The organism is Phycisphaerae bacterium, assembly GCA_035384605.1.
Taxonomy (GTDB): Bacteria; Planctomycetota; Phycisphaerae; order UBA1845; family PWPN01; genus JAUCQB01.
The window spans coordinates 1-14,019 of record DAOOIV010000131.1 but is presented as its reverse complement, the minus strand read 5'-3'; the positions used below and the strand labels follow the sequence as shown (position 1 = coordinate 14,019).

Annotated in this window: 5 protein-coding genes; all 5 read right to left on the bottom strand. The window is 61.8% G+C overall.

The genetic code is table 11. The annotated features are described in order from the left end of the window. Positions 1–762: 762 nt before the first annotated feature. The gene (locus PLL20_19265; GenBank protein HPD32138.1) at positions 763–3,387 is read right to left on the bottom strand and encodes a hypothetical protein; all 2,625 of its coding nucleotides are present in this window, start codon (positions 3,385–3,387) and stop codon (positions 763–765) included. A gap of 984 nt (positions 3,388–4,371) precedes the next feature. After that, positions 4,372–5,634: a glycoside hydrolase family 57 protein gene (locus tag PLL20_19260; GenBank protein ID HPD32137.1), complete on the bottom strand. Its 1,263-nt coding sequence runs from the start codon at positions 5,632–5,634 to the stop codon at positions 4,372–4,374. A gap of 299 nt (positions 5,635–5,933) precedes the next feature. After that, entirely contained in the window at positions 5,934–11,621 is a 5,688-nt protein-coding gene (locus PLL20_19255; GenBank protein HPD32136.1) for a hypothetical protein, read from the bottom strand. A gap of 536 nt (positions 11,622–12,157) precedes the next feature. After that, entirely contained in the window at positions 12,158–13,357 is a 1,200-nt protein-coding gene (locus tag PLL20_19250) for an alpha/beta fold hydrolase (protein ID HPD32135.1), read from the bottom strand. A gap of 434 nt (positions 13,358–13,791) precedes the next feature. Beyond that, positions 13,792–14,019, bottom strand: a 228-nt coding sequence (locus PLL20_19245) for a hypothetical protein (GenBank protein ID HPD32134.1), incomplete at its 5' end; no start/stop codon positions are given.

Below are 14,019 nucleotides of genomic sequence, written 5' to 3'. Positions count from 1 at the left end.
AATGACGACGGGAATCGTCAGCACAAAGGTCCCAGATAGGAATCTGGGACCAGCGGAATGGGAATCTGGGACCAGCAGGAATCTCGCTCGGCCCGGAATCCCTTCCGGGCCACATTCTCGCTCGCTCGGCCCGGAATCCTTTCCGGGCCACACTCTCGCTCGCTCGGCCCGGAATCCCTTCCGGGCCACACTCTCGCTCGCTCGGCCCGGAATCCTTTCCGGGCCACACTCTCGCTCGCTCGGCCCGGAATCCTTTCCGGGCCGCATGACTTCGCGGAATCCCTTCCGCATTCCCGCATGAATGACGATAGGAATCGTCAACAGAAGGTAGGGCAGGTCAGAGCCCTGCGAAGTCGCATCGACGAAGCAGGGCGTCGACCTGCCGCAAGCCTATCCCTCTCATCCGTGCCGGCATGCTTTCCACCGTCGCCATTCATTGGTCACGAGTGCTGCGTAGCGAAGCCACTTCGCAGAGTCGGCATTCGGGCTCGCCACACCGTAGCCCCGGCCAAGGCCGGTCATTGATGGGTCATTGGTATCTGGGCATTCGTCATTCGGGCTTCGGCGTTGGTCATTCGGATTTCATTGGTCATTCGGATTCCGACATTCGTCATTCCCCTCCCCCCTCTGAAATCTCAAATCCCTCAATCTCAAGCCCGCCTCTGCCCCCATCCCGGCCCAGAATAAAAAGAGCCCGGCGGGATAGTTCCCGCCGGGCTCGGGGTTTACGCGCTATGCAAGGTTCACGGAGGTGAACCTACATCAGCCACCAACGTTCGCGTCCTCAAGGGTGCCGGTGAAGCCAACAAGCGTGGCAACCTTGGCACACTCGCCAGCCGCGAAATCAGCGTCCGCATCACCCTCGACACAGAACCAAACGGTGGTGTCGGCATTGCCCTTAATGATCACGGCCACGGCGTCTCCGTTTGCCGGATTCTCAAACGGCGCACCGGCACCGAAGAGCGCGGCCACCTCGGCAGCCGTATCAATGCTGCCATCGGCATCGGTGACGACCAGGACATTCAGGTCGTCCCATGCGGTCGCGGCAGTGGACGTGTCGGCCACGGTCGCGGCGATCGCCTGGTCAAAACCGGCGTTGGTGTTCAGGTCAAGGGCATCATCGGTCGTAAAATCACTGATGGTGTCATCACCGTTCGTTGCGGCATCAGCCTCGAACTCGAACGTGTCCGCACCGGCACCGCCCGTGAGGGAATCGTCGCCGTCTCCACCGTTGATGGTGTCATCTCCGGCACCACCGTTGATGGCGTCCGCACCGGCCGCACCGGTAATCGTGTCATCACCGTCGCCGCCCGAGATGTTGTCCTCGGCCGCCGAACCGGTGAGCGCGTCATCGCCGCTGCCGCCCGTTACCGTGCCTGCCTGAGCCAGGGTCAAGCTCAGGTTGCCGGTGAAGGCGCTGGCGCTGATCGGCGTACCCTTGGTCACAGTTTCCAGCGTCAGGTCTTCGTCGCCGGTGATGGTCACAGAGGCATACGCCACACCCGCAGACGGAGCGAACGTTATACCCTTCATCGTATTGGCACCTGTCGTCGAGTCGATCGTCAGCGACTCCACGCCGGTCAGGGTGGTCAGGCCGCCAAAGGCCTTCCCGCCGTTCTCTAGGCTCAGCATCAGCGTGTCATTGGTGGCCGTACCGCCAATGCTGACGCCGAACGTGCTGGCGCCCGCATCACTCGCTTGGACAACGATCTCCGTACCGCTCGAGCAGGCAACCGTCGAGTTGCCCGCGATAGCCGTGGTCAGGACCAACTGGGTGATCGAGCCGAAATAGCTCAGATTCAAGTCACCGTTGATCCCATCGGTCAACTCGAGAGCCTCGAAGTTGTCCAGATCGGCCAAGGCCGTCGCGACACCCGTAGCAACAGCGTTGGTAAGAGCGATCGTGTCCGTGCCGTCACCACCGTCAGCGCTGTCGGTACCATCCGTGAAATCGCCCAACTCCAGCCGGTCATCACCGGCCCCAAGAGTGGCCGTCACGGTATCGGCGGCCGTGCCGGCCGTAATGTCATCATCGCCCGACCCGGTCACAATCGAGATATTGTTGCTGTCGGCGTTTGGGAAGATGATCGTGATGCCACCGGTCATCGCGCTGGCATCAAGATCATCAAACGCCGTCGAGGCGATCGCGGCGGTAATCTCCAGGTCCTGATCGCCGGTCACAACCATCTCAGCCAGATCCGCCATCGTCAGCGTGGCGACGACATTGGCGTCCGAACCCGTCGACTCGATGTTGGCCACCTCAATGTCCGGGATGGTAACAGTCCCGCCCGTCACATCCGAAATGACCACGTCGATTTCGTCGGCCGCGCCCGAGAGATCCAACGATGCTCCCCAGCCCAGCGTCACGTTCTGGTCGCTGCCGTAGATGCCGAGAGCCGGAACGGCCTTCAGGTTCGTCACGTTCAAGGCATCAATGCAGTTCACGGCGTTGACCGCGGTCGCCCCGGTGGTCTTGCTGGCGTTGAACGTCACCGCGCCGCCGCCGCCGCCATTGTTATCCGTGACGGTCATGTTCAACGTCTCGATCGACGTCAGCGTCGGGTTGACGGTCGTGCCTTCCTCGAGCTCGATGCCGGCCTCGTCCTCGCCGTCAAGTCCGTTGGCCACGTCGGAATTATTCACCGTGTTGACCCACGTGTCGGTGTAGATGTTGTAGAACAGCGAGCCGTCAAAAATGTCGTTACCGGCCGTGCCCGTCAGGTTGTCCGTGCCGTTCGTAAACGTGGTCGAGGCCCCGGCACCCGTTGGGGTGACGACAATGTCAACCGTGTCGCTGTCCGAACTCACCGAGTCCGTCGCCGTGACCCGGAAGGTGAACGTGCCGGCCGCGTCCGCCGAGAACACTGCGGTCGCCGTCTGCGAGTTCTGGTTGGAGAGTGTCACCGACCCCGCCGTGCCGCTGGCCGTCAGCAACCAACCGAAGCTGACCGCGCCCGTCTCATTCTCGACAAGGGCAACCAGGTTGACCGTCTCGCCGCCCAACGCCGTCCCGGGCGCGCTGGCCGTCACGGTAATCGCCCGCGTCACCGTCACGGTCACACTGGCACTGTCGGTCCTGCCGTTGTCGTCGGTCACCGTGCATGTAAAGGTGGTGGTCGCCGTCACGGTTGCCGTGGCGTTGGCCGTGTCGGCCCCGGTGATCGTGGCCGCCGGACTGGCCGTCCAGGCGTAAGTGTACGGCTCGGCGCCGCCGGTGACGGTTGCCGTCAGCGTGACGTCGACGCTGTTGGTGCCGGACGTCGGTGAAGCCGTGACCGAGACATCCGGGCCCCCGGTAGGTCTCGGAATGCACGTCTGGCCCATCATGGCGACAAGTCCAGCCGTTACCGCCAGAGCCGCCCAAGCCCTTAGGTTTTTCTTAAACATTCTGCATACCTCCTGCACTAGAACTAAGAACGCTACAATTCTGTTTCTTCGAAGGAACACGACTCAGACCGATGCCCGGCCTGGTTTCACCTGTCTCGCCGCCCGCCAGACGGGCTCCGCCCGCGGGTTTCCAGACCTCGGATTGTGCGACCCGGGCCCTGGAAAGCCGCGGCCGCTACCAGCGAAACAGGATGGCCACACGACCGACCAAAGGCCTTCGCCGACCATCCCCTCGAAACGATTACCAGATTGTCAAACATCGTCTCCGGCGGACCGCCCGCCGGCTTATATCAGTCCCCCAACGCGCCGCCGGTGATCTTTCCCCGCAGGTCATACTCACCGAACGCGTTGCATCGATTGTTAATCAATTTGATTTGCAACTTCTCGTTAATGCGATCTCTCGCGCCAAAGACCAGCATCAACATCTACTTACGTCACCTTCAGGCCTTCGGACGCGCCAGGTAAATCGGCACGAAAAACCCAAGCCCGATAAAGAACGCCGACGCCCAATCTTACGGACCCACCGAGGGTTGTCAATACCGCCTGTCCACTTTTTTCAGCCGCCATGTCCCCTTTGCGGAAAAGCCCGCGCCGCCATACCTGGCACCCAACAGGCCCACGCCAACCTCAGCACCGGATCGCCTCCCTGCGGAGGTACCCTCCAACGCCCCCATCCGTGCGGACGTACTGATGCCTTGTCATCGTTTATCGCCCGAATCCTCCCCAATACAACAGTGTTTTCCCCAAATTAACCCAAAAACAGCCCTCTGCCAGTACGCAGGACAAGGTTCGGCAGTGGGCTTGCGGCAGCGCCGCATGCGACAAGACTACGCCTGAACACCCAGACTCAAAAGCCCAGCGCCACGGAGCATCACCTGAAGACGGGTTGCCGTCAGATCGTCCGGGTGTCTCATCGTGGTTTGTATGCATCCCCGCTCGTCGCACGCCTACACCATGGGTCATCCAGGCTCGGCGATGCTCCGGCTATCCCGTGTACTCCGGGGACCTCGACGGCTGGCCCTCGCGAACGCGACGCCCGGGCGGAAACGTCAGCGCCCTGACTACCCGCTGCTTGACCTTCAGACGCGAGCGGAGATTGTCCAACGCATTCATGAAGTTGATGTAAGAGTCGTACGGCGAGTCGAAAGGATTGAAATACCGATGCACGTCGCCGTCAGCAAAATACTTTACGCACATGTAATAGAAATGGTCCGAACCTTGCATGATCCGCCAGTCGCGGAGAATGTTCGGATCGCCGCAAGCCTTCACGTCCCTCTCCAGCCGGTACAGCTCGTGCAGCGCATTTGACTGCATGGCGTTGCCCAGCCACGCCGACAGATCTCGCTCCGTGTCCGCCCAACTGATCATGTGCGGCACGTCATACACCCCGGAGACCGGATAGGTGTCAATCACCTCCGAGGGCGTCTTGAAGTTGTTCTCCCGGCACTTGAAGATCTCGTGGGGCAGGTGGTTGAGGAACTCGAAGATCCCCGTCTCGGCCCACTGGTGCTCGCCCAGCGTCTCATAGTCCATGAACAGGTTGACGGTGTGCCCCTGGCCGTTGACCTGATTGATCCAGCGGGCGAACTTCTCGGCGGTCAGCGGCCATTCGGACCAGTGCCGGTTGGAGAAACGGAAAGCCACGTCGTCGCTCAGCCGGTAATTCCTCAGCAGCAGGGCCGCCTTGTCGGTGTTCGGCGGACGATATACGTAATTCGGCGAGCGATAACCGAGCAGATGGTCGGCCCCTTCGCAAAGGATGCCCTTGAAGCCCAACTGCGCCACGTATGCCGCCAGATCGTTGTTGTAAATCAGCTCGGTGTTGCGGAATACCTGCGGCCTGCAACCGAAAAGCTGCTTGATCCGGTCCTGGTGCATCGCCACCTGCTCGGCGAACTCGTCCCTCGAATACAGGAAACTCAGCGTGTGGTAGTAGGTTTCGGCAAGAAACTCAACGCAACCGGTTTCCGCCAGCCGCTGGAAAACGTCGAGAACCTCGGGGGCGTATCGTTCGAACTGTTCGAGAATCACCCCGCTGAGCGAATAGGCAACCTTGAAATGGCCCTCGTAGCGCCGCACCAGGTCAAGAATCAGCCGCGTCGCCGGCAGGTAGCACTTGGCCGCCACCTTCCGGCAGACCTCCTCGTTCTTGGCATCGTTAAAGTAATGATAATCAGTGTCGAAAACACTGTAACGCCGGAGTCGGTACGGCTGATGCACCTGAAAGTAGAAACACACCGATGGCACTGGCACACCTCTGGCCGCAGACGGCCGGAACTGAACGGGACAGTGCTGCCTCTTCAAGAAACGCCCCGCGGGCAGACACCTTGTCCCGGGAACCGCAAGCCCCCGGCGCAATCGCCGCCGCTCGAAAACCGCTGCTTCATCGCCACCCCCTCCGCGCGGAGGCTGATTGTATTATAACTCACTTAAGCAAACAGGGACAGTGGACGCAACAGCTCATGCGCGACAAAAAAACTCGACCGGGCCCCAGGGACCCGGTCGAGCATCGTTTCTTTCCTTCAGACGCTCCGATGAACCGGCCGTTACCACTCCCGCCGCTTCATCACCGCCAGCATGAACAGCCCGGCCATCACCAGCGTCAGATTCGCGCCCGCCCCACAGATGGGCAAAGACCAGCGCACCGGCGAGCCCGAAGCCGAGTCATCCACACTGTCGCCGCCGCTCGGGCCGCCGCCGCTCTGACCACCGCCGTTGTTCCCCGGGTTCTCACCGTTGCCACCCGGTTCTGTGCTGCCGGGCTCCGTCGGCTCCCCGCCGGTGTCGCCACCGGGCGTTACCGGGATACCGTTGGTGCCGAGGACCGTGACGACAACTGCATCCGTGGCCGTCGATCCGATGCTGTCCGTAACCGTCAGGACGTAAGTCGTGGTTTCGGTCGGAGCAACCGTGACCGCAGGAATGTTCTTGGCGGTCAGGAACCCGCCGTCACCAGTCCCCTGAACCTGCCAGGAATACGTATACGGAGCAACGCCGCCCGTCACCGTCGGCCTCAGCGCAATCTGCTGGCCGAGCGAAATGGTCCGGTCCGCGCCGGCAAACACGCTGAACTCCGCCGCGACCTTCACCTTCACGAAGGCCACTCTGACCGCCCCTTTTGAGTCCGTCACCGTGACCCGGTACGAGGTGTCGCGAACCGGCGAGGCGATGGCCGTCTGCGTCTGGCCCGCCAGGAACGAGCCGCCCGCATAAGTCAGGATGGTCACCTTACGTTTCGAGTTCGCGGGGTCGATGTCCGTCGTCGGATCCCACTCGGCCGTGTAAGGCGGAACACCGCCGTTGGCCGAAAATTGCAGTTGGACCTGCCCGCCGGGCTCCGTGACCTTCAACTCGCCCTGAACCCCCAGGATGATCTGGAGCTGCGGAGCAGGCACGGTCCCGCCACCGCCACCGCCACCGCCGCCAGTGCCGGCATCGAGATCGATCGGACCGGCCGGGCCAAGTACCTGTTCGATGCCTGGCAACAAATCCGTACCGCCCTGGCCGTCGTTGGGGACGAAGTACACGCCCGTATCAGGATCCTGCGATACGGTGAACTCCGTTGGATCGACACATGGAATGCTGAAGATGTCACATGCATAGGAGGCCGTGTCCTCGCCCAGCCCCCCGGTCATGGTGTCATCGCCCGGACCGCCCGCGAGAATGTCGTCGCCGTCCAGGCCGAAGATCAGGTTGTTCAGGTTATTCCCAATCAGAGTATCACCCCAGCGCGAACCGATCAGGTTCTCGAACCCCGCGAGCGTATCCCAGCCGGCACTGACAGTGTTCTGCGGGTACGTCGCACTCATTTCGACATGAACCGGCCCCTGTGCATGCGAGTAGGAAACGAAATCGCCCACGCCCAGATCGGTCTGGTTGCCTCCGTTCAGGTAATCGTCCCCCTTGCCCGACTCGATCACGTCGTCGCCCGCTCTTGGAAGGGTACCCAGATCCGTCGGCAGCAGTTGCAGCGCAAGCTCGCTCGCAGCGTCGCCGGTGCCCAAGCCATCTCCGAAGATAAGGTTGTCGTACAGGATCGGGCTTGCGGCATTCCGCAGCCGGTTCCCTTCGAGATCAGGATCGCGCTGGTTCGGATCGTAAACCGAATTGCCGCTCACCAGGATATCGTTGCCGCTCCAACCGACCAGGATGTTGGGCTTCGACGGGTGACCGAACATGACATCGTCGCCGTTGGTCCCCAGGACGATCTCGAGGCGATCCAGAGGATCGCCCGCTGGCGAGTTGATGATCGTGTCCACCGACCGCGGTGTCGCCGGGATCGGCGGGATGGCACCCGAAAGCCCCCAATCTCCGCCGTCCACCGCCATGTTCGGACATATCACCGTGTTCAGGTTCGAGCAGGGAGCCAGGGGCAGCGGCGCCTGGGAAGTAGGTAGCGCCGGCAGAACCGCCAGATCAGCAGCATCCATGAGCTCCTCTTCAAACGTCGCCAGGTCCACCGGCGTATCCCGCAGGTTCACCACCACCGGCGTGACCGCCTGAGGTGAGCCCGCTGACACCGACGGGACGAAATCCGAATAGTCGAGCACATCGATGCCCAGGCCGCCCGACAGAACATCCGCGCCCGGACCGCCGCGGATGATGTCATCGCCGCCGTCGCCGTAAAGCTTGTCATTGCCGTACTCGCCGAACAGGTAGTCACGATCGCCCCCGATCGCGTCCTCAGCCTTGAGATTCAGATTCGGCGCCAGCTTGTCCCCGATGATGGCCACAATATCGGGGTCGTCGGTCCTGCCCGGATCGCAGTGCATGTCCGCATCGCCGCAAATGATATCATTGCCCACGCCGCCGAGCAGCAGATCCTCGCCGCCCCGGCCCATGATGATGTCATTGCCCAGCCGGCCGACCAGGATGTTCACATAATCACCGTAATACGTCATGTAGTAGGTGTCGACGCGGTTCGCGTAATAGTCCTTGTAGCAATTCACCCAGTTGTACTCAGAAGCGGAACCGGCCACCTCCGACAGCGTTTCGCCCGTGCCGATGATCACATCGTCGAAATCCGAGCCCAGCACATTCTCGATGCCATAGATGTAGTCGTATCCGGTGCTGGAGCCCGACCTGATCGGATCGCCGTCGTCGTAGGCCCAGCCGAGGGTGTCCCTGCGGGCTCCGCTGCCGCCCAACCAGACCACCACACCCGAATGGTACCACTGCGACGCGCTGGAGTAATCGACCGTGTCGCGGAAACTGAAGTCCTGGTAGCCGTACCCGGAAACCTTGTCGTTACCGCCGAAGATCCGGTCAACGCCCGCGTTGCCCTGAATGATGTCGCCCTCGGGCCCGCCCACCAGGTAGTCGTTGCCGGCGCCGCCGTAGATTTCGTCGTCACCCTCCTGGCCGTATATGGTATCGTCGCCTATCACCAGCGTAGCCGGAGCCGTGGGATCGATCTCCCAGATGCCGTCATCCCAGTACCGCGAGAGCGGGAAGCCGTCGACATCGAGATAGTCGTAGTCATAATCACCGTAGATGATGTCATCCCACGCAATACTCTCGCCCCAAAAGCCCGTGCCCGCGGTCTCCCTTCCGTTCTCCAGATCGCCGTAGATGGTGTCATGCCCGCCGCAACCGTAGATCACATCTACCCTCGGGCCGCCGGCGATGGTATCGTTCCCGGCTGCAAGGGTATCAGGGAAAAACGGCGGCTTGCCCAGTGGAACGTGCAGATCCCCCCAGATAAAGTCCCGGCCGGAAGTGTCCACATAGGTGCCACTACCGGGCGACTCCTCATACCTGCCGTCGCCGTAAAGCTCGTCGCCGCCGGCCCCACCGACCACGACATCGTCTCCAGGCCCCCCCCAGATTCTGTCCGCGCCGATGGCAAAGGCACTGCTGGTCGGAGGCACCATTTGAGTGTACTCGTTGGTATCAGGATCACGCAGAACCCGTTCAACAATCAGCCGGAAGCTCAAGATCTCGATGTTCTGGGGCATCGTCGGGTCGAAGGGGTTCGGCTCGCCCAGCTCGAAGTCCGGTATCCTGTTGCCGTTGGTGTCGAAGGGCGTCAGGGCGGTGGGCCCGAGGCCGAGCAACTCGTCGCCGTCGCCGAAAAGGTAATCCACGCTTGTATAGCCGTAGATATCATCGTTGCCCGACCCGCCTAACACCAGGTCTACGTCTGCCACCCAGTCGCCGTTCAGGCAGCTTGACGCTTCGTCTCCCCCATCACTCTGTGCCCCGCAGGCGTGAATCGTGTCATCGCCCGTGTTGCCCATGAGAATATCCGCCCGCCGGCCGCCCATGATGTAATCATTGCCGCCCAAGGCCAGAACAACGGTTGCCCTATCCGCGTTGCCGATGATGCGATCGGGAAGATTCGTGGTGCGAACGGCACTGAAGGCCCCAAGCGTGTCCTCGTCGCCCCAGGTATCGGTCGCCGTGCCGGCAGGCAGGTTCACATTAACGCCGCCGTCGCCGCCGTCGCGCAGGTAATCAAGCAGGTCGAATTCACCCCCTCCGCCGGAAAGCGTGTCATTTCCCGGCCCGCCCGTGATGATGTCATTGTCGCCGCCGCCGGAGACAGTGTCGTCACCGTCGCCGCCGAACACATAGTCGTATCCCCACTGGCCATTGATGTCATCATTGCCGGGGCCGCCCTCAATAAAATCATTGCCGTCCCCGCCTTTAAGCAGGTCGTCGCCCGGACCTCCGAAAATCACGTCGCAGAAAAAGTCCCCGAGCCCGGGCACGCCCAACTCGCGGTTCTTCGGTGCCAGCAGGCATTCCGCGGGCGACTCATCCCCGCCGCTGATATAGTCGTTCCCGTCACCCCCCCAGATCGTGTCGTTGCCCGGGCCGCCGTCGACCGGCATGTCGTCCCCACGGTTGCCGTCGTCATCGGCGCCCGCGTCGATCCAGTCGTTGCCCGGCCCGCCCAGGATAATGTCGCTGCCGGCGTTACCCTCGACCGGCTGCTCCAAGGTGCCATCGTCGCCGGGGCCGCAATCAATGAAATCGTCGCCCGGCCCGCCAAAAGCCACATCGTTCCCATCGCCAAGCCGGATCTGGTCATTGCCGGAAACCTGATCGTCGTTGGGATTCAGACCGTCGCCAAACACCACGTCATTACCGTCGCCCGACTCGATCATGTCGTTGCCCGCGCCGCCGCCGAGCCAATCGTTGCCGGAACCGGCCACTACGGTGTCATCACCCTCCCCGCCGTCGATGGGCTCTTCCTCTGAACCGTTGTCGCCCTCGCCGGCGTCGATGGTATCATTCCCCTCGCCCCCGAAGATGAAGTCGCCCGCATTGCCGCCGGTCAACCGGTCGTCGCCTTCAAGCCCGTAGATTCTGGTAGAAAGATCCGTATTGCCGATGATGACGTCGTTCCGCTCGCAGCCGTAAACGATCTCGAAGCTTGTCCCCACCAGCGTATCGGTCGTGGCGGCGGGGAAGCCGAAGAACGGAAAAGTCGGATCGATCGCCGTGTCGTTGGGCAGGTCGACGAAAGCGCCTTGCGCGCCTTCAACGTCACTATCGCCGATCAAACCGTAGTCGAGGGTGTCAACGCCGTCGCCGCCGTCGAGTGTGTCTGCCCCGCGGTCGCCGTGTATGAAATCGTCGCCCGGGCCGCCGAAGATAGTGTCGTCGCCGTGCCCGCCGAAAATCCTGTCATTACCGTCACCCGCATCAACGTAGATGCTGAGCCCATACATGAGCGGCGGATCCTCGTCGGTGACATCGAGCAAGCCCTCGCTTCCATCCCCGTTGATCGCGCTGATGATGTCGTTGCCGCCAAAGGTCAGGACGATGATCGCACTCACCTGGTTGGCCGGAATACCTGCGGAACCCGGGGCGGGAACCGGCGGAGGCGGACAGTGCTGGCCATTGACGGTGAGGTAGTAGGCGTCGGCAGGCGGATCGGCCGGAACACCCACTATCGGCGGATCTGCTGTCAGGTCTTCCTCGACCGCTTCGCGGAACTCGCCTTCCGTGACCTCAACAACGTCCAGAACGATAATGTTGCTTCCGTCATCGCCGGTAATGAGCACGACGCCAGTCGCCGGATCCCACTCAACGGTCACGCCCGAACCCACGTTGCACACGGACTGAGCATGAGCTGAACCGGTCAGCAAGCCCAAGAGCATCACGACGCAAACCGCCACTGGGCAGCCCAGCCACCGGGAGAATCGCAACCCACGGATTCGCTCCTCGCGCGCAGCATGACCACGACGAATCCCGCCCACCTCGCTCAATCCGCTTCTAGCCATTGGAATGAACCTTATTCTCTTGAACCGCAATCACTTATCACAGGCCCCGCACCGACTGTCCATGATCGGAACCTAAGTGCGAGACACCGCCGCCCCCCCCTGTACGCATGCAGTATGCCACCCTGGATGCAAGCCATCCTTCGTCAATCGTAACCGGGCACAAATGTCTCGCCAATGGCCCAGGTTCGGGCCGCTCACCCAACACCCGGATCTCGCCCGGTATAAACCTCCAACTCATCGCAACCAAGCAACTTAGCGCTGCCGCCGATTCAAGCGGCGTTATCGGGCCGGCTGCTCAGCCCCCGCCTGCTCCCGAAATCCGCTGCCCCCCGACCCCGCACACCGGATTCACATGGAGACCATCCCATCCAGCGCGCCGGACCCTAATCACGCAGTATACCAACACTTGCGGGAATCGCCCTGCCCCCTCCCACCGCAACCGCGAGAGACACCCTCACCCGCGTTGCGCGGCTGCGGCTCCTGGCAGGTCTCCCCCTCCTCGGCCGCAAGCCCGCAGTTACCGGTCCTCGCGAACCCTACGCGTCCGCCGACCGGGCAACCTGTCTATTACTGTTGTTCCTCGCTCGACGCCTCCGGTCAAGCCTGCTGAACACATTCCTTTGCCCGGCGACGCCGGACAGGCCTTTCACAGGTTCCCCCGAATGCGAATCGGACCTCAGCACCCGCTCCACGGCCTGCTCAGTGCCGGCCCCGGCCAGGTAGTAGTCAAAAAAAGCGACTGTTCTCGCCGCATACTGGTCGGGACGCAAAACGGCCGACTGGTTGTGTTTGGCACCCGGTACGATCCACAGGAATTTCGGACCGGGAGCCGACTCGTATAGCAACTGGGACTGTTCCACCGGAATGTAGCTGTCCCGCTCGCCGTGAATGAACAGAATAGGCCGCGGGCCTTCCATGCGGGCCAGCGCTTTTCGGACGGAGGGAAAGGTACAGTTGAGCCGCTTGCGGCACTCGCAAAACAGCAGCCAACGCAGGAAACGCCAGAACTGCGGCGGATGGTTCTCGTAGACAAAGCGAACCTTGGCAAAGATATAGGCCCAGCGCTTCATCAGATGTTCCAGCGTCGTGTCGGAGCTGAACGCCCCGTCGGCGATGATCGCCTTCACGGTCTTGTTGTTCTGGGCGGCCAGAATCGCGGCCCCCGCCCCGCGCGAAATCCCGAACAGACCCACCTCCAACGGAAACCCTCGGCTCTCCAGCCAGTCCTCCACGTAGGCAATGGCCCCCAGCATGTCGTTCAGCTCGTGATTCGTCGGCCACTGCCGCGGCTGATAACCCGGCTGAAGACTCGACTCCCCGTGACCCCGAAAGTCGAAACTGAACACGTTGTAACCCGCCTTCAGCAGCGGACGACAGTACCGCGCGCAACTGTACATGTCGCTCGAAAACTCATGAGCGAAAATCACCATGCCCTTGGGATGCCCCCCGTGATCGCCGAACAGGAACATCCCGCACAGGTGAATGTTGTCAAACGCCCGGAAGACCACCCGCTCGCCGTCGATCCGCTCAAAATCACACGGCCCCATCGCCAGCGGAGGCGGGGTATCCCGGATGATGTTGAACATGATCTTGATGTACTTTCGAAGAATCAGCCAGGAGATCAGCAGCAGGCAGGCCAGGGTCGACACAATCGAGGCAAGGGCCCAGTTGCGCGCCAGGTACTCCCACCATGCGCCGGCCAACACCCCGGACTCCGCTAACAGGCTGGACCACATCCTCAGCTTCGCAGCTTAGCTGCCACCCCGCCGCCACGCCGGCGGTATGGTAAGCTTACCTGATCGCGACGAGCAAGCCCGTCACACGAACCGCGCGCCCGCCGACTACCGAACACCCTCGACACCAAAAAGAAAACACCGGGAGTCCGAAGACTACCCGGTGCTTTCCGGAGGGGAAAAGCACTATGAACTACGCCCGAAGGCGTTCATTCTCAACGACTGATAACTGCGGAGATTGCGGCCTCAGCTCGACCGCTCTGAGAAGGCTCACAGGCTCCTGCCCTTGGAGCCACTCTCTCTCCGATGGCTATACTCTCCCGCCAACCCTAAAGATTAACGCAACTTACCGACACTGACAAGTGCAAAAACCAAAAATCTCAGCCAATACCACGATGAGAAGTGACGAATTACCGACACAGGCGGAAGTGGCCATCTCACAAGATCTTAGAACGTCCGCCGCCAACGATCAGCACTTCGGCAACCAGAACAGGCAGAATCAACGTGCGATTTTTCTCTCGAGCTTTCCGCCAGACCATGTCGCCCACGGATCGGGCCACAAGTGGGGCCGACGCCCTCGTCGGCCCTTTCCACCAGACCATGTCGCGCTCGGATCGGGCGACAACTGGGGCCGACGCCCTCGTCGGCCCTTTCGCCAGACCATG